We start from the raw sequence: 21429 nt of genomic DNA on the forward strand, positions 1-21429 counted from the left end.
ACGGTCCTGGCCTTGTCACCTGAACAGAAATTATCAACTGATAGGCTTTACGGTGCTGCGGCGCAACGAGGATGCGCCGGGCTGGCGCGGCCCGATAAAAAGCCGCCGCCCAGGGCGGGCGGCGGCCGTAATCGAAAACGCACTCAGGTCTGATCTTTGGTCGGCGACTTGGGGCCGTTCGTCTTGACGGATTCGATGCCTTTGTCTCGCGCCTGGGCCGTCGAATACATTTCGCTGCGCCCGACCGATTCGCCGTTCGCCGCCACCAGCGTGAAGTAGTGCGAGCCGTCTTTTGCCGTCTTGCGCATGTAGCGCGCCTCGTCGGCGGAATATTTCTGCACCGCGGCAATGCCGCCTTCGGCCGAGGCCTTGGTCGTGTATTGCTCGCTGGTCAGGATCACCTCGTGATTACCCGCGTGCAGATTGAACATGAACTGCGTCCCGCTGCGCTTCAGTACAAAGTAACCGCTCATCGTCGTCTCCGTTCTTGTTGAAGGGGTAACGCTTGGGCAACTTGCAACACGCCGGGTGGCGTCTGCCGAGAATACTTGATGCGGGCGACTTTGGAACAGCAGGCTGAAATACAATCGGGCGCTATGTCCGACCGCCCGCTTCCTTCCCCGTCTTCCCCTCAAACGCCCCGCAGCGGATACGTCCTGGCGGTGGACCTGGGCGGTACGCGCTTTCGCGCGGCGCTGGTGGATGAATGCGGCGGCATTGCCCATTCCTGCGCCATCGATAGCCCCGCAGGCGCCGGGCCGCATCCGGGTTGGGACGACATCGACGCCGATGCCTGGTGGCGCGGCCTGCAATCCCTGTCCGACACCTTGGCCACCCAGGCCGGCGCTGCCTTCGACGCCGTGCAGGCGATCGCCATCTGCGGCATCACGCGCACCCAGGTCTTCGTCGACGCGCAAGGCGCCGCCATTCGCCCTGCCATCACCTGGCGCGACACACGCACTGCCGCGGATGTGGCCGAATGGCTGGCGGCCATGCCGTCCGGCCATCCCGAAAACCAGCAGATCAATGCCTTCCACCCTTGGGCGCGGCTGGCGTGGCTGCTGCGCGCCGAGCCGCAGCATGCGGCGCGGGTGCGGGTCGTGCTGGAACCCAAGGACTACCTGAATTTTCGCCTGACGGGCACGGCGGCCAGCGATACCGTGTCGATGGCGCGTCTGGCTGCTGCTGCCCGGGGGCACGCGGCCGGGCCTGATCTGCTGACGGCCCTGGGCGCCGATCCCGCCTGGGTGCCCCCCTTGCTGAGCCCCCTGGATATTGTCGGGCCCGTGCAAGCCGGCCTGCCGGGCACTCTGGCCCGTTTGGCGGGCCGCAGCGTCGTCGCCTGCGCGAACGACACCTGGGCTGCGGTGGCCGGCCTGGGCGCGCTGCGCTCGGGCTACGCCTACAACATATCGGGCACCACCGAAGTCTTTGGCGCGGTGGGCGCCGAGCCCGTGCAGGCCCAGGGCCTGATGACCGTGGACTGGGGCAGCGGCCACCACCAGATCGGCGGCCCAGGCCAGAACGGCGCGGACACGGTAGCCTGGCTGTTGCCGCTGCTGGGCCGCCTGGGCGCCGAGGGCATGGCGGGCGTGGGCACCGCCATGGACGCTTTGTTGAATGCGCCGCGCGACCCGCAACCCGCCTTGTTCCTGCCGTACCTGCAGGGCGAGCGCGTCCCGTACTGGGACCCGCACCTGCGCGGGGCATTCCTTGGCCTGAACCGGCGGCATGGCGCAGGCGACCTGGCGTGGGCCGTGCTGGAGGGCGTGGCCTTCCTGAACCGCACCGTCCTGGAGCGCGCCGAGGCCGCCCTGGGCGCGCCGGTGGGGGAAATTCGCTTTGGCGGCGGCGCCGCGTCCAGCCCGCAGTGGTGCCAGGTCAAGGCCGACATCTGCGAACGCGCTGTCGTCGTCGGCCAAGCGGAACAACCCGGTGTCGTCGGTGCGGCCGTAGCTGGCTGGACGGCGCTGGGCCGCTACGGCAGCTTCGCGCAGGCGCAGGACGCGCTGGTCCGCACGGCGCACCGCTACGAACCCCAGGCTGACCGCAGCGCCGCTTACCGCCAGCTGTACGCCCAGTTCCGCGCGGCGGAAGCAGCGCTGACGCCGGTGTCGCACGCGCTGGCCGGGATGCGGTTGCCGTAAAAACCCTAGGTGCGCTTGCGCCGCCTGGCAGCCCCTTGCGGCACCGTCGGGGTATAAACTCCTACGCCATCAGGGCGCGAACGCCCGGCAGGCGGTGGATAACCCTTGCACTACAACGAATACCAACGCAGCAAGGGTTGAGTCGATGCGCGGCATCCTGGAAAAGTACGGCACGGCAATCGCGGGATTGGTCCTGGTGGGCTTCTTCGCAATCGCCGCCCCGAATTTCGCGGCACCGAACAATCTGTTGAACATCGCCAAGGAAACCAGCTTCCTGGCCATCATTGCCATCGGCTTCACGCTGGCGCTGGTGACCGCCGAACTGGACCTGTCAGTGGCCGACGTCGCCAGTCTGGCGGCCGTCGTCACCGGCGCCCTGGTGCACACGGGGCAGCCGGTGTTGATCGCCATCGCGGCGGGCCTGGGCGTTGGCCTGCTTTGCGGCCTGGTCAACGGCATCGCCGTCACCCGCCTGCGCGTCCCGTCCTTGATCGCCACCCTAGGCATGGCCGCCATGGCACGCGGCTTCGCCTTCATGCTGACCGACGGCGTGTCCTACGTCGGCCGCTGGCCCGCCACCTTCACGGACCTGGCTCGCGCCAAGCCCTTTGGCATTCCCGCCTTGGTGCTGTGGATGCTGGGCGCGGTGCTGGTCGCCTACTTCCTGATCAAATGGACCCGCACCGGCGCCCGCATGACCGCCACCGGCGAAGCCGGGGAATCCGCGCGGCTGGCCGGCATCAACATCCGCGCCATGAAAAGCATCGGCCTGGCTCTGTCCGGCCTGTGCGCAGGGCTGGCCGCCGTGTTGCTGACATCCAGCCTGTCGTCCGCCGCGCCCAACATGGCCGGCGACTACTTCCTGTACGCGATCGCCGCCGTCTTGCTGGGCATGACCATGTTCAACCCCGGCCACGCCAACATCCCTGGCACGCTCGTCGCTGCGCTGATCCTGAAGGTGCTGGGCAACGGTCTGGTTCTGATGGGCGCGCCGTACTACGTGCAGGACATCGTGCTGGGTTTCATCATGATCGCGTCCGTCGCGGTGTCATCGGCCGTCCTGAAGAAAGCGGCCTTCAAATTCTGATCCGAAGGGGAAACCACCATGACCAAAACCTTGAAGCGCACGCTGCTTGCCAGCGCATTCGCCCTGCAATCGCTGGTGGCCAGCGCTGCCTACGCCTTTGACGTCGGCATCGTCGCCTTTCAGATGTCGTCCGAAACGCACGCCCGCGTCGCCAACGCCGCGGCCGAAGCCGCCCGCGCCAAAGGCTGGACCGTTACCCAACTGAACGCCGAAGGCTCGCTGCCCAAACTGGCCGAACAACTGGACACCCTGGTCAACAAAAAGGTCGACGCCATCGTCGTCGCCATGGGCAAACCCGTGGAAACCGACGCCCAGCTGCAAGCCGCCAAAGAGAAGGGCATCCCCGTCGTGGGCGTGATGTCCGGCGCCAGCCCGCACATGCTGTTCGACGTCGAAGTCAATGAATACGCCACCGGCGCGCAGTCGGTGCTGTATCTGCTGGGCAAGATGGGCTACCAGGGCAACATCCTGTCCGCCCGCTTCGACGGCAACTCCGGCACCCGCATCCGCGGCAAGATGCTGGACGCCGTCCTGACGGAAAACACCGCCGTCAAAGACCTGGCCAAGTTCAGCATGGCCCGCACGCAAAGCTGGCGCGACGACGTACGCAACGGCATGCAGGCCCTGTTCCTGCGCCATCAAGGCCAGTTCAAGGGCGTCTGGGCCTCGTTTGACGGCCAGGCCTACGTCATCGACGACCTGCTGCAATCCCAGGGCATGAAGAAAGGCGACATCACCTTGGTGTCGGTCGACGGCGGCCCGGAAACCTACCGCCGCATCGCCGACCCCAACAGCCTGATCACCGCCACCATGATGATCCCGTTCGAACAGCTGGGCGCAAGCGCCATCGACTCCATCGATCGCATCGTGGTGAAGAAGGAGCCCAAAGAGACCGTCGCCGCCGGCCCGTACCTGTTCATGGATTCGGTGCTGGTCGACGCCACCAACGTCCAGAAATTCCTGCAACCCGCCGCCAAGTAATTGCCGTGACCGCCCTGACCACCATGACCGCCGCGCTGTCGCTACGCCAGATCCGCAAGTCCTATGGGGCGGTCGAGGCCCTGAAGGGCGTCGATCTGGACGTGCCCGAAGGCCGCGTCATGGCCATCTGCGGCGACAACGGCGCAGGCAAGTCCACGCTGATCCGCATCATCTCCGGCGCGCAAGAACCCACGGGCGGCGAGCTGAGCCTGAACGGCCAGAAGGTCGTATTCGGATCCCCTCACGACGCGCTGGTGCAAGGCATCGCGACGATCTATCAGGACCTGGCCCTGGCGCCGCGCTTGTCCATCTGGGAAAACGTCTTCATGGGCGCCGAACTGGTGCGCCGGGTGGGGCCATTCAGCGTCCTGGACAAGCGCCGCATGGCCCGGGACGCACGCGGCTACCTGCAACGCCTGTCCGTGCCCATTGAAGACATGGACCGCCCGGTCGAACGCATGTCCGGCGGCCAACGCCAGGCCGTCGCCATCGCACGCGCGCTGCGCTGGGACGCGCGCGTCGTCATCATGGATGAACCCACCGCGGCATTGGGCGTCAAGGAAACGGCGCTGGTGCTGAACCTGGTGCGCAAGCTGCGCGAGGAAGGGCGCACCGTCATCCTCATCAGCCACAACATGGCCGACGTGGTGGCGCTGGCGGACCGCGTGGCGATCCTGAAGAGCGGCGTGAAGGTCATCGAACGCGACGTGGCCGGGCTGAATGCAGATGCCCTGGCGCACATGGTGATGACGGGGAAGGAATGAGGGACGCGCCAGCGGGTTGTTGACTCGCGCGATCGGCGGCACACCAAACATGTAGGATGGGTGTAGCGCGAGAAATCGGCCCCAAGCACATCAATGCCAAACGCGCGCAACCCATCAAGCCGCGCCGGCGTCATGGCTGAAACGCCTAAGTATGGCAACGCTGCCTGATGGGTTACGCGCGATGTGCGCTGGTACGGGTGGCTGGATTCTCTCGCGCTACACCCATCCTACGACTGCGAATCCGCACAAAAAAAGGCCGCCGCCGGGTTTCCCCTGGCGGCGGCCTTTTTGCATGCAGCAGCGGGACTTAGTCCTTGCGGCTGGTCACTTCAACCAGGTGATAACCGAACTGGGTCTTCACCGGGCCCTGGACCACGCCAACCGGGGCGCTGAACACGACGGTATCGAATTCCTTGACCATCTGGCCCGGGCCGAACGTGCCCAGGTTGCCACCGTCACGGCTCGACGGGCAGCTGGAGTTTTCCTTGGCGACCTGAGCGAAATCTGCGCCGTTTTCAATGGCGGTCTTGAGTTCGTTGCACTTGGCTTCGGTGGAAACGAGGATGTGACGGGCGGAGGCTTGTGCCATGAGGGCTCCTTGCGGGGAATGATTGGGGGAGGGGAGAGTAACGCATTCGGCGTTGCTCGCTACCCTGCAATCATAAACGGGGAATCCGGCCTCTCTGGGCGGGTCGCTGCCTGTTGCCAGTGTTTCTGCCTGATACGGGTAGACCGAGTCTCCCTGGCGTTGCGCCATCATTAGTCAATGATTAACATGCAGTCATTGACTAATGGAGGCTTTCATGGCGACCATGACGATCCGCAACATCGATGACCAGCTCAAGGCCCGGCTCCGGGTGCAGGCGGCGCAGCACGGGCGTTCGATGGAAGACGAGGCCCGCGACATTCTCCGCGCCGCTCTGTCCTCTGAGCCTCCCCGTGGCCTTTCGCTCGTAGGGGCGATCCGGGCGCGTGTCGCGCCGTTGGGAGGGCTTGAGCTGGATCTTCCAGCGCGCGAACCCCTACGCACGCCTCCGGAGCTGGGCGCATGATCCTGCTGGATACGAACGTCATTTCGGAGATTCTTCGGCCAGAGCCCGATCCCCGTGTGGTCGACTGGCTTGAGACGCAGCCGCGAACGGCGTTGTTTACGACGACGATCACCCGTGGCGAATTGCTCTGCGGAGTCAGGTTGCTGCCTGAGGGACAGCGCCGGGATGCGCTTCTGCGAGCGGTGCTGGCGATCTTTGCGTCAGATCTGGCGGGGCAGGTTCTCAACTTTGATGGTGAGGCCGCAGATGCGTATGCAGAGATCGCTGCCGAGCGCCGAGCGATGGGCAAGCCGGTTAGCCAGTTTGATGCGATGATCGCTGGGATTGCTCGATCGCGGGGGGCAAGCCTGGCGACACGTAACGTCAAGAATTTTGCCGACTGCGGCATCAACGTGATAGATCCTTGGCGCTATTGACTGCAGATTCCGCAGTGCCCGCCGCCGTCGCTTGATTAATCCGCCAGCCACGGCTTGAAGGGCTCCAAATCCAACCCGCTAGGCACATACCAGACCTTCCTGGTCTTATCCCACTGTGCCCCCAGTGCCTTCACCACGTCCTTGTTCTCATAGGCGACGCGAAGATCCCGGTGACCCACCGCCTGCGCAGGCGCGGCCATGTTGCGGCGTAGCGCGGTGTCCGCGCGCTTCTGAATCGCCGCCAGCTGCATCCGGTCAACGAACACGCTCCGCCGCGCCGCTTCTTCCGACGAAACCAGCGTCAGGCGCGCTTTCGTCCGTGTCGCCGCGACATAGAACAGATTCTCTTCTTCCCCCAATTCCTGCAGCGGATTCGGAAACTCGCCCGCGTCCAGGAACGGCAGGACGACATGGTCGAATTCCTTGCCCTTCACATTCATGATGCAGTCCATCAACACCGCGTTCTTCCCAGGCCGGGCGCCAACGAACGCTTCCGCCGCGCCAATCCATTCGGAAAACTGATTCAGCGTCTTTCCCGAGTTTCGTGCCGAGGTGAGGAATCCGCTGACGGACTTGGTGACGACCGAGGCTTCATAGGGGTGCACATACAGGCGCTTGGCCAATTTATCCATGTCCATGATGTCGCAGACTTTCTCCAGCGCCGTGTGGGCAGGCGAGTCCACGGACAGGCCGCGCAGGAATGACACGGCATCCGCAATGCGGGTGCGGGCGGAGACGCTGCCTACGCGTTGAATCTGGCCATCGAAAAAGTGCTTCAACGCCGACGGTTCTTTGGCCAGGGTGGATTTGGCCTCGCTTAGCTCTTCCGGGGTCAGCGGAACCTCTGCAAAGGTCGCCAGCGCTTCCACGATGGCCTCTCGCGTAGTCGGCGACGCAACGTGGTGGAAGTCGTCCAGCGCAATGGCGATCATGCCGCGCAGGAACAGAATCTCTTCGCGCAGCAGGTAGCTGTTCATCGTCAGCGTGCGGTATTGCAGGCCGGCGTTCATCAGCGCGTTTTCTATTTCGATGGACTGGTGGGCGTCGCGGAACAGGATGCAGCAGTTTTCCAGTTTCTTGCCGTCCTGCTTCCATTGAATAACCGCTTTGACGACTTCGGCGCCGCACGCGCCGGGCGTGTTGGCGTAGGTCAGTTCGTGGATATCCGTGCGCACCGGAAGATTTGAATCGACGGGCTTGTGCTTGAACGCTTCCATCGCGTAGGCCAGATGCGGCCCGTGGCGGTACGTCATCGTCAACGGGAAGCTGGCGCAGTCGGGGAAGCTGGAGGCGATGCGATATTGCAGAAACGCTTCGTCTGCGCCCAGGTGCGAATAAATGACTTGGTCCTTGTCGCCCACGCCGACGAAATAGGTGGTGTCCAGGCTGACCAGGGCTTCAACAATGCAGAACGAGGCTTCGTTCATGTCATGCAATTCATCGCACACCACCAGCTTATAGCGGGGCAGGTCGTGGCGGGCATCGGGGCTGGACCGCAGCAGGCGCGCCAGGTCATAGGTGGCATCGAAAAAGCCGCGGGCGTCCACATAACCGAACACGTCAACGCGTTGCTTCTCGTATTCGATGGCCCACAGATAATCCGTCAGCGGCAGCCCCAACGTCTCTGCCGCATATTCGGGATCGTCGTCGCCGTCTGGCGCCAGCATCATCGTGGCTTTCAGCTTCAGCAAGTTGTCCAGGAACTGGCTGACGGCGGTGTTGTGGGTGCGGATATCCAGGATGTCCGCGTACTGCGGGTGGTTATGGGCCACGTTGTCCAGCACGGACAGCGCATAGCTTTGCTGTTCGCGCGTGGAGGGCAGCCGTTCCGGCTTGGCGTCCTCGATGCGGGACAGGACCTGCTGGGAAAACGTTTCAACCGTTTGGACGGGAATCCGCTTGGCGGTGTTGTAGGCGATGCCTACTTCCACCAAACGCGCCTGCAGGACTTGCCGGGCTTCGTCGGTGAAGGTCAGGGCCAGAATGTCTTCGGGCGCCAATCCCCTGGCAAGCGACTCCCCGATGCGCAGGGCGAGCGTAGTGGTCTTGGCGGCCCCCGCGTTGGCGATCACAAGGCTTGTGCGATTGCGCGAAGCCTGGATCTTTTTCTGTTCTTCGGTGGGAACAAATCCTGCAGGGAAGAACTGGGTGGAAGGGGAGCTTGTCGTCATCGGGGCGGTAAAGGCGCGAGCAGAAATGTCGCTGGAGTCAGCCGCCAGTGTAACGATTCCGAAAACGGCTCCGCCCAATGCAAGCGGCCGGCGGGTGCGCGGGGCACCTGCCGGCCGTTCAGGCTGAAATCCTGCCGCTTAGCGCACCGGCCAGCCGTACATCAGGCCGCCATCACGATAAGACGCGTTCAAGCCGCGCGGCAGCTTCAGGGGGCTGCTGGGGCCCAGGTTCTTTTCGAAGCTTTCGCCGTAGTTGCCGATGTGCTTGATGATGTTGTATGCCCACTTGTCATCCACCCCCAGGTTCTTGCCCATGCCCGGGGTCACGCCCAGCAGGCGCTGCACGTTGGGGTTGGTGCTTTTCAGCATCTCGTCCACGTTCTTCGACGTGATGCCGTACTCTTCCGCTTCCAGCATGGCGAACATGGTCCAGCGGACCACGTTGAACCATTGCTCGTCGCCCTGGCGCACCATGGGGCCCAGCGGTTCCTTCGAGAAGTTCTCCGGAAGGATGTCGTACTTTTCCGGGTTCTCCAGGTTGGTGCGGGCCGCGGCCAGCTGGGACTTGTCGCCGGTGAACGCGTCGCAGCGTCCCACCGCGAAGGCGCGGATGATCTCGTCCAGGCGTTCGACGACAACCGGCTTGAATACGATGTTCTGCGAGCGGAACCAGTCGGACAGGTTCAACTCGGTGGTCGTGCCCGGCTGCACGCATACCGTCGCGCCGTCCAGTTCCTTGGCGCTTTTCACGTTCAGGGACTTGTTCACCATGATGCCCTGGCTGTCGTAGTAATTCACGCCGACGCCGATCAGGCCCAGGGTGGTGTCGCGCGTCAACGACAGGGTCGTGTTGCGCGGCAGGACGTCCACTTCACCGGACTGCAGCGCGGTGAAACGTTGCACGGCGCTGACCGCCATGATCTTGGATTTGGAAGCATCGCCAAACATGGTGATGGCAAGCGCGCGGCACAGGTCGACGTCCAGGCCGATCCAACCGCCCTTGCTGTCGTTCACGGAGAAGCCCGCGACGCCGGTGGAGACGCCGCATTGGACGAAGCCCTTGTTCTTCACGCTGTCGAAAGTCACGCCGGCGTTGGCAGCGGCCCAGGACGAGAGGAATAAGGCGGTGCCTGCCGCAACATGTTTGAGTGCTTTCATGGTGTCTCCGCGCTGAATGCGCATGGTATTCGTCCGCCGGTGGGCGGATGTGCGCGGAATGGTAGCTACGGGGTCGAAACGGGAATATCAGGGAATTCCCGTTAAATCCACTAAGCGGAATTTGCGTCGCAATAACGGCATTCGGCTTCACCGCTTTTACCGGTCGCGGGCTTCCCATCTTGCAGGTCGGTGTGCACGCCATGAAAGCACTCATGCGACAGCCATTGGCTCAGCCGATCGTAGCTTTCCATATTGCTGCGCCAGTTGGGCGCGCACAGGTAGTAGCCAAGGGGACTCTCAAACGTGCGGTCGAAGATGTCGACCAGTTGTCCGGTCGCCAGCTCTTTTTCGATCAGGCAGTGCGGCATCAGCGCGACGCCAAAGCCCGACGAGGCCGCCTGGATAATCATCGAAAACAGATTGAACCCGGGCCCGAATCGTGCGCGGTCATAATCGCCGATATACGTTGAAAACCAGTATTCCCAAGAGAGGGGAATTTCAATGTGCTGCAGCAGCGTGCATCGCTTGATGTCTTCCAGGCTGCTTATCGGATGCTGTTCCAGATATTCCGGTGAGCAGACCAGCCGCGTTTCCCGGCCGGTCAGGTACATGGCGTCCCCGTCATGCCAATCCCCATAGCCATATTGGATTGACGCATCGAAATCCAGTTCGGTGCTTTTGTAATCGGCCACGCTGTAGCGGACGAAATTGATGGAGATGTCCGGGTTGACGTCCCGGAACGTCTTTAACCGGGGAAACAGCCATTGCGCCGCGAAGGTGGGCGCGGCCGATACGTTCAGCGATTTGGCGGACTGCTGCGTGGCCATGACCTGCGACGTGGCGCTTTCCAGCGTGTGCAGCGCGGGCCGGATCAGGCTCAGGTAGGTGGCGCCCATGCGGGTCAGTTGCAGGCCGTTGGTGGCGCGGATGAACAGCGCGTGCCCCAGGTAGCTTTCCAGCGTGGCGATGTGCCGGCTGATGGCGCTTTGCGTGACGAACAACTCTTTGCCCGCCTTCGAAAACGACAGATGACGGGCCGCCGCGGTGAACGCATTCAACTCAGAAAGGGTGGGGCAGCGACGTCTCATAGGGGGTATGAGTAATGCTCATAAGGCTGTTCAATTTTGTGTCGGACGCCTAAGGGGAGACCCGGTATCGGACGTTTGGATTGTACCGGTAGAGTTCGCCATGCTGAATTTCCTGCATGTCGAACGGATAGCGTGATTTATTTATGAAGCCGGTTGTTGTCAAGAATTGCAAGATTTTGAATACCCGATCGCTGGCCCTTGAAGCCGCGGCGAATGTGCTGATCGAAGACGGGATGATCTCCCGCATCAGTGCGGACGATATCGCGGTGCCCGATGCCGAGGTGGTGGACGCCAAGGGCATGACCTTGATGCCCGGCATGATCGATTGCCACGTGCATGTGGTGGCCTCGTCGTTCAATCTGGGCCGTGTGGCGGCCCTGCCGAACGCATTGGCGTTGCTGCGCGCCTTGCCGATCATGCAGGGCATGCTGGACCGGGGCTTTACCTCGGTGCGCGATGCGGGCGGCGCGGACTGGGCGCTGGCGCAGGCGGTGCTGGACGGGGTGATCGACGGGCCACGCCTGTTCTGCTCGGGCAAGGCGCTGTCGCAGACCGGCGGACATGGCGATTTCCGTCAACGCAATGACGAGCTTGATCCTTGCCCGTGCTCGGTCAAGATCGGCAACATCGGCCGGGTGGTGGATGGCGTGGACAACTGCCGCCTGGCGGTGCGCGAAGAAATCCTGAAGGGCGCAACGCAGATCAAGGTCATGGCGTCGGGCGGCGTGGCTTCGCCCAACGATCCGATCCAGAACCTGGGATTCTCCGAGGCGGAACTGATTGCCATCGTGGAAGAGGCCAGCAACGCCAATACGTACGTGATGGCACATGCCTACACGCCGCGCGCGATCTCGCGCGCCGTGCGCTGCGGTGTGCGCACCATCGAACACGGCAACCTGGTCGACCGCGAGGCGGCGCTTGTCATGAAAGAGCATGGCGCCTACATGGTGCCCACGCTGATCACCTATGAAGGCCTGGCCAACGACGGTGAGCGCTATGGCTTGCCGCTGGACTCCGTGAAGAAGATCGCCACGGTGCGCACGCACGGGCTGAAGGCGCTTGAGATCCTGGACGAAGTGGGCGTCAAGATGGGTTACGGCAGCGATCTGCTGGGCGAAACCCACTACATGCAGGCGGACGAGCTGGTGTTGCGCAGCCGCGTGCTGGGCAATGCCAAGGTCATCCAGCAAGCGACGCTGATCGGCGCCGAAATCCTGAACCAGGAAGGCTTGCTGGGCGAGGTCTGCGTAGGGGCCTACGCCGACCTGCTGCTTGTTGACGGCAACCCGCTGGACGACATCGCGCTCTTGACCCAACCCGATTCGATCAAGCTGATCATGAACCGCGGCCTGCTGCACAAGAACGCCTGCTGACGTTCTCTTATTCCCCTTTTCTCCGGAAATCTCCACCATGTATTCCGTATCAGACCGCCTGGAGCGGCTGCCGTTCTCAAGCTTCCATTTCAGGCTGCTGATGATCGGCGGCCTGGGGCTTGCCTTTGAAGCGCTGGACGCCGGCATCATCGCCTTCATCATCCCCTCGCTGCGCGTGCAGTGGGGCCTGTCCACCGGCCAGATCGGCTGGATCGCCAGCAGCACCTACGTGGGCTTCCTGGTCGGCGCGCTGTTCTCGGGGATTCTGGGCGACCGCTACGGCCGCAAGAAGATCATGATGTGGGCGCTGCTGCTGTTCTGCGTGGCGACGTTCTTCAACGCCTTCGCCCGCAACTATCACGAGTTCTACATCCTGCGCATGATCGCGGGTATCGGCATGGGCGCGGAAGGCGCCATCATCGCACCGTACCTGGCGGAGTTCGTCAGCAGCAAGTACCGCGGCCGCTTCACGGGCGCGCTGGCCGGCTTCTTTTCGTTCGGCTTCGTGCTGTCGGCCTTGCTGGGCTATTTCATCGTGCCGTTGAGCGATGACGGCTGGCGCTGGATCATGATCATTGCGTCGGTGCCCGTCGTGTTCCTGCTGTGGTGGCGCAAGTCGCTGTTCGAGTCGCCCCGTTGGCTTGAGCATACCGGGCAGACCGCCGAAGCCGACCGCATCTGCTCGGCGATCGAAGCTGAAGTGCAGCAAAAGCTGGGCCGTCCGCTGCCCACGCCCATCGCCACCCGCAAGGCCGCTTCCGCTGCTGCCGAGCCCCAAGGCGCGATGGCGAAGCTGGCCTCGCTGTTTTCGAAGACGTATCTGGGCACGACCGTGCTGGTCTGGGTGTTCTGGATCACCGTGCTGTTCTGCTACTACGCCTTCCTGGTGTGGATTCCCAGCCTGCTGGTCGAACGCGGCTTCACCATCACCAAGAGCTTCTCGTACACCATCCTGATCTACCTGTCGCAGATTCCGGGCTATTTCTCGGCCGCGTACTTCAACGACAAGATCGGCCGCAAGTACACGATCCTGATCTACATGCTGCTGTCGTGCCTGTCGGCGCTGGGCCTGGCGCTGGCCAGCGGCGAACATCAGATCATCATGTTGAGCATGCTGCTGTCCTTCGGCATGAATGGCGTGATCGCGGGCCAGTACACCTACACGGCTGAAATCTATCCCACGTCGATCCGGGCGACCGGCATGGGCGCGGCCTCCGCCTTCGCACGGATCGGCTCGATCGCCTCGCCGACCATCGTGGGCGTGGCGTATCCGGTGCTGGGCTTCGCGGGGGTGTTCGCGATGATGACGGCCATTCTGCTGGTTGGCGGCCTGGGCATCCTGTTCTTCGGCAAGAACACGCGCGGCGTGGTGCTTGAGGAGATCAACGCATGACGCCGGCATCCGTGTTTTCGCCTTGGGCCGGGTACGCGCGCGCCTTGGGGTTGGCTAGCGGCCGCGAAGCGCAGTGGGACGTGGTGTCCGGATTGCTGGACGCCGCCTTTGGACATCGGCTCTTCACCGCCCTGCTGTATCTGGAGGAACATCGTCTGATGAAGCGGCTGTACACGTCTGACGAGAGCATCAGCCCCTTGGGCGGCTTCAAGGCGACGGGAAACGGTCCGTGGTCGCGCCATGTACTGGAGCAAGGGCGGTTGTACGTGGCCAGTAACGAAGACGATGTGCGGTCGGTGTTTTCCGAAGCGCCGATGCTGATCGACCGCGGCCTGCAATCGGCGCTGAATATTCCGGTGCGCCACGAAGGCCGGGTGATCGGATCGCTGAACCTGCTGGCTGGCCGGCATGCTTATGACGCGGCCGATCAGGACCTGGCGGCGGTGATAGCCGGCTTGTGCGCGCCGGTTTTCCTTGAGGAAATGCGGGCTGCGCAGTCGGCGGCCGCGCAGGTGGACCGGTCTCAGCTCGATAGCGTCTGAGCCGGCTGAGCCAGCACGGCGCGTACCGCGTCGGGCGTGAAGGGCGCTTCATAGAAGCGCCGCCCCGTGGCGTCGAAGAGGGCGTTCGCGATGGCGGCAGGGCCCGGAACGGAGGCGGACTCGCCCGCGCCCATGGGCGGTTCGTCCTGGCGCGGCATCAGCAGCACGTCGATGGGCGGCAAGTCCTTGAAGCCGATGATGGGGTAGCCGCCCCATTCGCGGCTGGCCACGCCCGCGGTATCGAAATCCACTTTTTCCAGCAGGCTGCGGCTTAGCGTCTGGTTCACGTTGCCGTGGATCTGGTGGCGCACGCCGTCGGGGTTGACGATCATGCCCGTGTCTTGGCCGACGACGATGCGCTCGACGGTGATGCGGCCGGTGGCCGGGTCAACGTGCAGGTCGATGACCCACGCCGCCCATGCAGCGCCGAATCCGGGGAACTTGCTGTGCACGTAGCGGGCGTACGCGAGGCCGCGCCCATGTAACTGGCCGTCGGCGTCGGGCGTGCCGCGGCTGCCTGGCGTGAACGGACGCCAGCCTGCCCGCTGGGCCGTGGCGTCGATCAGCGCGACGGCGCGTGCATCATCCAGATGCCGAATGCGGTATTCGACAGGATCCGCGCCGGCGGCGTGGGCGAGTTCGTCGATCATGCATTCATGCGCGAACGAGTTGGGCAGCGCCGACACGCCGCGCAGCCACGATGCGCGCACCAAAGGCGCCATGTCGTGGCAGACGACGCGCCGGTTCTGGTAGCGATAGGGCGGTGCCGCCGTGCGGTCGCCCATTTCCAGTGTGCGCGGTTCGGTAGAGATCGCACCTGTCAGCAGCAGCGCCAGGACGGGCGCGTCATTGGAGGGATATCGCACCGCGAAGTCGTAGGCCAGCAGATCGCCATTGGCATTGATGGCGGCGCCCACGTCCATCAATTGGCCGGTGCCCTTGGGTTCCCACTGATGCTCCTGTTCGCGGGTGAGCTGCACGCGCACCGGCGCGCCCACCGCGATCGACAGCAACGCCGCGTCGGCGCAGACGTCATCGGCGCAATTGCGCCCGTAACAGCCGGCGGCCTCCAGCCGGATCAGTTCTATCTGGCCTTCGCCCAGTTTCAGCAGGCGGTCGAGATCGGTGCGCAGCATGTGCGGATTCTGCGAACCGGTCCAGACCGTCAGGCAGCCGTCGCGAAAGTCGGCGACGGCGCACGAGGGGCCGATGGAGGCATGCATCTGGTAGGGCCAGACGTAGCTGCGGCGCAGGTGCGTGGCGGCGTCGGCACACACGGCGTCGACATCGCCGTCTTCGATCAGCGGCCTGGCGCGCGCGGGCTGGGCGCGGATGGCCTCGGCAAGATTATCCAGGCGGGGCGCGGGCGGCACCGGCTTCCAGCGGACCTTCAGCGCACGCATCGCGGCGATGGCTTGTTCTTCGCGATCCGCCACCACGCCGATGAAGTCGCCTTGCGCCACGACTTGCACGTTGCCGGCCAGGTGCGCGACGGATTTTCGGTCCACATCAATAAGGCAGCGCCCGATGAAGTCACCGGCGTCGCGTCCCGGGTGGGGCGGGCGGATGACACGCCCATGGCGCATGCCGGGCACGCGCACGTCATGCACGAAGCTGAGTTCGCCGGCGGCCTTGGCCGGGATATCGACCCGGGCCACGCCTTGCCCGACGATCCGGTAGTCTTCGGCGGGTTTCAGGCGGACGGGTTGGTCGGGTGGCGCCAGCGACAGCCGCGTGTGCTGGCCGCGCACCAACTGGCCGTAGTGCAGTTGGCGCGGGTCGCTGTCGTCCCGGGCCCGGATCACGCCGTCGCGCACCCGTAGCGCATCGCGCGGCAGGTTCCACTGTTGCGCTGCCATGGCAAGCAGATGCTCGCGGGCCTGCGCGGCGGCGCGCCGCAAGGGGACCGCGGATATCTGGATGCTGGCGCTGGCGATCGTCGGCCCCTGGTTGGGGGCGGCGTTGGTGTGGCCCAGCACCATCTCCAGGCGTGCCATCGGAACATCCAGTTCTTCGGCGACGATCTGGGCCAACGAGGTCTTGATGCCCGTACCCAGATCCACATGGCCGTTGAAGGCAAGCACGCGCCAGCCGGAAGGGTCTGACCCTTCGTGGGGCAGGCCGGCGCCGCCCAGCACCGCGATGAAGATTTCCGGCGTCGCCTGGACGTAATCGGTCGCGGTCCCGGGTTGGCCCGGCGCAGGGCGCGGCGGCGCCGAAGGCTCGCGCACGACCAGCAGCGCGTCGGGGTGGGCGAGCAGCGTGCCAACCAATGCTTGAGGCTGAGGCAGGGTCATGGGGCAGAGGGCATTCGGGCCAGGGGAATGATTATGCCGGCATTACCTGGCGCCAGACAGCGGGGTTTGCGCTAGGGCGTCGGTATTGGATATGGCCTGGGCCAGGGGCATGACGGCGGCATACTTCTGCGCCATGTCGAACAGGTTGGCGTCGTGCGGCCCCAAGGCCCGGTCGCCGCAGCAGTCGGACACGACCAGCGGCCGGAAACCCGCCTGCATCGCGTCCACCACGCTGGCCCGCACGCAGCCGCTGGTGACGCAGCCGGCAACCAGCAGGGTCTGCACGCCGCGCTGCGCGAGCCACGGCGCCAGCATGGTGCCGAAGAAGGCGGACGGGGTGCTCTTGCGCACCACGTATTCGCCCGCAGCCGGGGCCAGTTCCGGCACGATGGCGCTGTTCTTGCTGTGTTCCTTCAGGGCCAGCATCGCGGGCACCTTCAGGCAGAAGATGTTGCTGTCGGCGTCGTCGTCGGAAAAGACGATGCGGCTGTGCGCCACCGGCCACCCCTGTGCGCGGGCGTGCGCCAGCAGGTGGCGGGTCTGCGCGATGGCCTCGGGGATGTTGCCGCCGCCCAGCACCGCCGGATCGGCAAAGCCGTTGACGAAGTCGACGATCAGCAGCCCGAAAGGGGCCTTGAGCGGCAGCGGCGTGCCGAAGCCTTGGCGCGAATAAGCGGAAATATCGCCGGAAGCGCCTTGGGAGGGGATGGTCTGGACGGTTGCGTTCATTTGTCTTCCTTGCGGCGGGCGGCGCGGGCCAATCCCGGTTCGTCCTGCACGACGCCGTTGATCACGACAGGCTGGTCATCCAGCGCGACGCTGCAGTGGCGCATCGGGATGTCGATATGGCAGGCGGTATTGCGGCTGCCGCCGGCTTCGTTGTTGGGGCCCATGGACCACAGGAAGTTGCCCTCGAAGGCGCGGGCGTCCATGCCGATGTGGGCTTCCTTGTTGTAGTGGGCCAGCATGGACCACTGCGCGCGCGGTTGCAGGCCCCAGCCGATGTGAGACACCGCATAGGCCTCGGGGTCTTCGTAGGCGGCCATGTATTCCTTGAGGATGTCCGCCTGCAACCCGCCGTTGATGCGCGTGACGTAGCCTTTTTCAATGACGAGCTCGATCGGCTCGGTCACGTAGTCTTTCATGGGCAGCAGGATGTCTCCGCGGTCCAGTATCACGCGCCCTTCGCTTTGGCCTTCGTTGGGCCAGGTCAGCACGAAGCCGCTGGGCCAATGGTCCCAGCGGCCGGGCTGATCGACGAAGCCGTATTCCGAGATCGCCGGAAAATCCCCCAGTTGGCAGCGCAGGTCGGTGCCGGCCTTGGAAGTAATGTGCATCTGACGCGCCGCCTCGATCTGGCGGGCGGCGGCCTGCACGCGGGTGCGGTCCGCCTCGGTGGGCGCCAGCCGGCACAGCACTTCTGGCGGCTCGATCGCCAGCAGGATCTTGGTGCCGGTCTGCAGGATCTCGTGCTGTTCCGGCGAGAACAGCAGCGTCATCAGATCCAGCACCAGATCGCTGGCCGTAAGCGCCGCAATGGCAGCCGGGTTGCCGGTCAGCGGCGTGGTGCCCAGGTAGGCCAGGGCGTCGCGGCTGATCGACTTGTCGGCATTCACGGGCGGCAGGTCCAGCCGGTTGACCCGGGCGCCCATGTCGGTGGCAGCGGCGATGGCGCAGCGCAGGGTTTGCGGATGCGTGTCGGCGCCGGTAAGCACCGTGACAATCTGGCCGGCTTCAAGCCGGGAGAGCGTAAGCACCTGCTTCCAGGCGTGGATCAGATCGATATCGCTGACGGACATGGGGATTCCTTGGGTCGGCAGATGTGGGGGAAAAGGGGAGGTGCGTCAGTCCACCGGGCGACCGAGAAAGTCGCCGAAGGCGGCGTAGAACCCGGCTTCGTTGTCCCAGGGGATCATGTGACCCGCGCCGGGCACGCGCACGTGCTGAGTCTGTGGCGCGAGGGTTTGCCATTCGGCCACGTCGTCGTCGCCCACGACGCCGCCTTTTTCCGCGGTCATCAGCAACAGGGGAAGCGCGATGCCGGGCAGGTCGGCGTGGATATCGTCACGGCCGAAGTCTTCGAAGCTTTGGACGATGGCGGGTTCGTGGCACGTGTGCAGCCACTGGGCGCGCAGTTGGCGCTGCGCTTCGGTCCACGTCGGGCAAAACGCCCGCATGTCTTCGGCGGTCATGCCACGGGTGGCCTGGCGGATGGAATCCACGTACCAGGCCAGATTGGCGGGGTAGGCGCGGCGGCCGGGGCCGGACACGGGCGGGTCCACGATCACCAGGCGTGCCAGGCCCTGTGGCTGTTGGCGGGCAGCACGAATGGCGATGCGGCCACCCATGGAGTGGCCGACCAGCGCGTAGCGCTGCAGCCCCAACGCTTGGGTAAAGGCCGTTACATCGGCCGCTTGCGCGTCCAGGCCGTAGTCCAGGTCGGGCCCGGATGCCGATAGCCCGCGTCCGCGCACGTCCAGCACATAGGTATCGAACTGGCGGCCCAGGTGTTCGGCCACGAAACCCCACGTTACGGCGGGGCTGGTGATGCCGGGGATGACGATGACGGCAAGGCGTTCGGCGCGTTCGCCGGCGTTGCCGCCGTAGCGCAGATAGTGCTGGCGGATGCCGTTGGCGTGGACGTGGCCGCCGTACAGGTAGGTACTGGCAGGGTAAGTGCTGGCTGCGCGGCTCATTGCGGGTTCCTGGAATAGGGGTAGGCGCCGGAGAGCAGGGCGCCTGCGCCGGGCACCACGGGGTCCAGGCCAAGCGCTTTGAGGATGGCGTAGGTAGTGGCGATGGAGGCCGTCAGTACGGGCTTGCCCGTTTCGGCTTCGACCTGCGACACGGCGGGCAGCGACGGCATCTGCACGCAGGCGGACAGCACGATCACGTCGGCGTCGGCCACATTCATGCCGGCGACGATGCCGGGCAGGCGGGCGGGGTCGTGGCGGCCCACCTCAAGGTTGTCGGGAATTTCCAGGGCACGCCAGTCGACGATCTCGAAGCCTTCGGCGGCGATGTAGTCCATGACCAGTTCGGTCAGCGGCACCATGTAGGGCGCCACCAGCGCAATCTTCTTTGCGCCCATGACGTGCAGTGCGTCAACCAAGGCCCCGGCGCTGGTGATGACGGGCGCGGCCGCGCCGTTTTCGGCGGTGCGTTCAGACAGGCGCTTCTGCGAGACGCGGTGGTAGCCCCGGCCCATCGCCATGATGGCCACCAGGCAGGCGTAGCCCAGCACGTCGACTCGTGCGTCACTGAGCTCCAGCGCGCAGCGATCGCTCTCGGCATCCATGGCCGCCAGCTCTTCCTTCTGCACCTTCTTCATGCGCATCCGGCTGGAATGGAATGTGAAGCGGTCCTCGGGCCGCAGGGACGAATGCGCCTGCAGCATCGCGGGGACTTCGGTTTCCATGGTCGTGTTGGAACTGGGGACGATCTGGCCGATTCGAAAATTCTTCGTCATGAGGTGCCTTGAAAGGGGGGGGGCTAGGGTTTCCGATAAATTCAAAAGAAGCGTATACGCTCTATTCTTGCAAAGAGCGAGGCAGATAGCCAACCTGGTTTTCGTAGTGGTTTTCACCTAATGCTGTGAAAAGCATGCACTATTTTGGTGATCTGTCTTCGGGTTTACGCGGGTTCTGAAAAATTTGATATCTAAAAATAAAGTGTGTACTTCATAATTTTTCAAATCCCAAGGCCGTGCGCAGGTGTCGCCCTGACGGTGGCCGGCAACGTGTTCAAGCATCTACTTATCCAGTCATTCACCATCCAGCAAGGAGAAGCCCCGTGTCTACATCCCCCCGTATCGCCATCGTCGGCGCCGGTCTTGGCGGCGCCGCCACCGCCGCGCTGCTGCTCAACGAAGGACTGAACGTCCGCGTCTATGAGCAGGCGCCGGGCTTTTCGCGGCTAGGGGCCGGCATCCATGTGGGGCCCAACGTCATGAAGATCCTGCGTCGCATCGGCGTGGAAGACGCGCTGAACGCCCAGGGCTCCCATCCCGACTACTGGTACAGCCGCCACTGGCAAACGGGCGACATCCTGGCGCAGATTCCGCTGGGCGATTACGCCGTCAAAAACTACGGCGCGTCCTATCTCACGGTGCATCGGGGCGATTTCCACGCCTTGCTGATCGACGCCCTGCCGAAAAGCGCCGTCGTCTACGACAAGTCGTTGACCAAGGTGGAAGACCGGGGTGACGTGGTGGTGATGCACTTTGCCGACGGCACGTCGGAAGAGGCCGACATCGTCATCGGCGCCGACGGCGTGAACTCGCGGATTCGCGAAGAATTGCTGGGGCCGGAACTGCCGAAATACGCGGGGTATCTGGCGCACCGCGCGGTGTTCCCGACGCCGCAGGTCAAGGGCGGCATGTTGCCCTTCGATGCCTGCGTGAAGTGGTGGAGCGATGATCGCCACATGATGACCTACTTCGTGACCGGCAAGGCCGACGAGCTCTACTACGTCACGGGCGTGCCCGTAGAGCACTGGGACTTGAACGACCGCTGGCTGCCCAGCAGCAAGGATGAAATGCGCGAGGCCTTCAGCGGCTGGCACCCCACGGTGCAGGCGCTGATCGACGCCACGGTAGAGGTAACCAAGTGGTCATTGCTGGAGCGAGATCCGCTGCCGCTGTGGAGCCGCGGCCGCCTGGTGCTGCTGGGCGACGCCTGCCATCCGATGAAGCCCCATATGGCGCAGGGCGCAGCCATGGCCATTGAAGACGGCGCGATGCTGGCGCGGTGCTTCAAGGAAGTGGGCGTGAACAATCACGAACTGGCGTTTGCGCTGTACGAAGCGAACCGCGCTGAACGCGCCAGCAAGGTGCAGCGCATTTCGCACGACAACACCTGGTTGCGCACCAATGAAGACCCGTCTTGGTGCTTCGGGTACGACGTGTTCAGTGAGCCGCTCGTAGAACCCAAAGCCCGGGCTGCAGCATGATGGGCGCCGC

Annotated in this window: 20 protein-coding genes; 10 read left to right on the top strand and 10 right to left on the bottom strand. The window is 64.3% G+C overall.

The window, feature by feature from the left end:
• Positions 1–143: 143 nt before the first annotated feature.
• Positions 144–473, bottom strand: coding sequence for a YegP family protein (locus tag AC27VE_RS03495; RefSeq protein ID WP_006222446.1), 330 nt, complete (start codon positions 471–473; stop codon positions 144–146).
• 123 nt (positions 474–596) lie between these two features.
• Between AC27VE_RS03495 and AC27VE_RS03500 the strand changes: the two genes are divergently transcribed.
• The 4 genes from AC27VE_RS03500 to AC27VE_RS03515 all read left to right on the top strand — a co-directional run bounded on the left by AC27VE_RS03500 (position 597) and on the right by AC27VE_RS03515 (position 4979).
• Entirely contained in the window at positions 597–2147 is a 1551-nt protein-coding gene (locus tag AC27VE_RS03500; RefSeq protein WP_488703043.1) for a xylulokinase, read from the top strand.
• A 145-nt stretch (positions 2148–2292) separates the two neighbouring features.
• Positions 2293–3234, top strand: a complete 942-nt coding sequence (locus AC27VE_RS03505) for an ABC transporter permease (RefSeq protein WP_006222444.1) — start codon at positions 2293–2295, stop codon at positions 3232–3234.
• Positions 3235–3252: 18 nt separating this feature from the next.
• Positions 3253–4215: a sugar ABC transporter substrate-binding protein gene (locus AC27VE_RS03510; protein ID WP_006222443.1), complete on the top strand. Its 963-nt coding sequence runs from the start codon at positions 3253–3255 to the stop codon at positions 4213–4215.
• A gap of 23 nt (positions 4216–4238) precedes the next feature.
• Positions 4239–4979 carry an ATP-binding cassette domain-containing protein gene (locus tag AC27VE_RS03515; RefSeq protein WP_488703133.1) on the top strand — a complete coding sequence of 247 codons (741 nt, stop codon included), beginning with the start codon at positions 4239–4241 and terminating at the stop codon, positions 4977–4979.
• Positions 4980–5286: 307 nt separating this feature from the next.
• Here the strand turns inward: AC27VE_RS03515 and AC27VE_RS03520 are convergent, their stop codons facing one another.
• Complete coding sequence (locus tag AC27VE_RS03520; protein ID WP_006222441.1) at positions 5287–5568, bottom strand: peptidylprolyl isomerase; 282 nt, start codon at positions 5566–5568, stop codon at positions 5287–5289.
• A gap of 214 nt (positions 5569–5782) precedes the next feature.
• On the opposite strand from AC27VE_RS03520, the gene AC27VE_RS03525 reads away from it, so the two are divergent.
• Positions 5783–6031: a FitA-like ribbon-helix-helix domain-containing protein gene (locus AC27VE_RS03525; protein WP_280026648.1), complete on the top strand. Its 249-nt coding sequence runs from the start codon at positions 5783–5785 to the stop codon at positions 6029–6031.
• Entirely contained in the window at positions 6028–6447 is a 420-nt protein-coding gene (locus AC27VE_RS03530; protein ID WP_488703044.1) for a type II toxin-antitoxin system VapC family toxin, read from the top strand. The genes AC27VE_RS03525 and AC27VE_RS03530 overlap by 4 nt, the downstream gene beginning before the upstream one ends.
• A gap of 35 nt (positions 6448–6482) precedes the next feature.
• Here the strand turns inward: AC27VE_RS03530 and AC27VE_RS03535 are convergent, their stop codons facing one another.
• From AC27VE_RS03535 to AC27VE_RS03545, 3 genes are all read right to left on the bottom strand, one after another.
• Entirely contained in the window at positions 6483–8618 is a 2136-nt protein-coding gene (locus AC27VE_RS03535) for an ATP-dependent helicase (RefSeq protein WP_488703045.1), read from the bottom strand.
• Between the two features lie 138 nt (positions 8619–8756).
• Positions 8757–9776 (bottom strand): amino acid ABC transporter substrate-binding protein, encoded by a 1020-nt coding sequence (locus AC27VE_RS03540; RefSeq protein WP_035212286.1) that lies wholly within the window; start codon positions 9774–9776, stop codon positions 8757–8759.
• A 110-nt stretch (positions 9777–9886) separates the two neighbouring features.
• On the bottom strand, positions 9887–10834 hold the full coding sequence (locus AC27VE_RS03545; protein WP_488703134.1) for a LysR substrate-binding domain-containing protein: 948 nt from the start codon (positions 10832–10834) through the stop codon (positions 9887–9889).
• Positions 10835–11007: 173 nt separating this feature from the next.
• On the opposite strand from AC27VE_RS03545, the gene AC27VE_RS03550 reads away from it, so the two are divergent.
• Genes AC27VE_RS03550 through AC27VE_RS03560 form a run of 3 tightly spaced genes read left to right on the top strand, consistent with a single transcriptional unit; the run spans position 11008 to position 14172 of the window.
• Positions 11008–12237, top strand: a complete 1230-nt coding sequence (locus AC27VE_RS03550) for a metal-dependent hydrolase family protein (RefSeq protein WP_035212284.1) — start codon at positions 11008–11010, stop codon at positions 12235–12237.
• Positions 12238–12274: 37 nt separating this feature from the next.
• Complete coding sequence (locus AC27VE_RS03555; RefSeq protein ID WP_088591338.1) at positions 12275–13630, top strand: MFS transporter; 1356 nt, start codon at positions 12275–12277, stop codon at positions 13628–13630.
• Entirely contained in the window at positions 13627–14172 is a 546-nt protein-coding gene (locus AC27VE_RS03560; protein WP_488703046.1) for a GAF domain-containing protein, read from the top strand. The genes AC27VE_RS03555 and AC27VE_RS03560 overlap by 4 nt, the downstream gene beginning before the upstream one ends.
• Here the strand turns inward: AC27VE_RS03560 and AC27VE_RS03565 are convergent.
• The 5 genes from AC27VE_RS03565 to AC27VE_RS03585 are packed head-to-tail and all read right to left on the bottom strand — an operon-like array spanning position 14154 to position 19938.
• Positions 14154–16469: a xanthine dehydrogenase family protein molybdopterin-binding subunit gene (locus tag AC27VE_RS03565; protein ID WP_488703047.1), complete on the bottom strand. Its 2316-nt coding sequence runs from the start codon at positions 16467–16469 to the stop codon at positions 14154–14156. The genes AC27VE_RS03560 and AC27VE_RS03565 overlap by 19 nt on opposite strands.
• A gap of 42 nt (positions 16470–16511) precedes the next feature.
• Positions 16512–17198 carry an isochorismatase family protein gene (locus AC27VE_RS03570; protein WP_488703048.1) on the bottom strand — a complete coding sequence of 229 codons (687 nt, stop codon included), beginning with the start codon at positions 17196–17198 and terminating at the stop codon, positions 16512–16514.
• On the bottom strand, positions 17195–18268 hold the full coding sequence (locus tag AC27VE_RS03575) for a 2,5-dihydroxypyridine 5,6-dioxygenase NicX family protein (RefSeq protein WP_488703049.1): 1074 nt from the start codon (positions 18266–18268) through the stop codon (positions 17195–17197). The genes AC27VE_RS03570 and AC27VE_RS03575 overlap by 4 nt, the downstream gene beginning before the upstream one ends.
• Before the next feature lie 45 nt (positions 18269–18313).
• A complete protein-coding gene (locus AC27VE_RS03580) occupies positions 18314–19165 on the bottom strand; it encodes an alpha/beta fold hydrolase (RefSeq protein WP_488703050.1) in 852 nt (283 codons plus the stop codon).
• Positions 19162–19938 (bottom strand): maleate cis-trans isomerase family protein, encoded by a 777-nt coding sequence (locus AC27VE_RS03585; RefSeq protein WP_006222427.1) that lies wholly within the window; start codon positions 19936–19938, stop codon positions 19162–19164. Before AC27VE_RS03585 ends, AC27VE_RS03580 begins: the two co-directional genes overlap by 4 nt.
• Positions 19939–20261: 323 nt before the next feature.
• Here AC27VE_RS03585 and AC27VE_RS03590 point away from each other — a divergent pair, with 323 nt between their 5' ends.
• Positions 20262–21419 (top strand): FAD-dependent monooxygenase, encoded by a 1158-nt coding sequence (locus tag AC27VE_RS03590; RefSeq protein WP_006222426.1) that lies wholly within the window; start codon positions 20262–20264, stop codon positions 21417–21419.
• The last annotated feature ends 10 nt before the right edge of the window (positions 21420–21429 follow it).

The sequence above is a fragment of the Achromobacter sp. 18P8.1.1 genome (genome assembly GCF_057799415.1).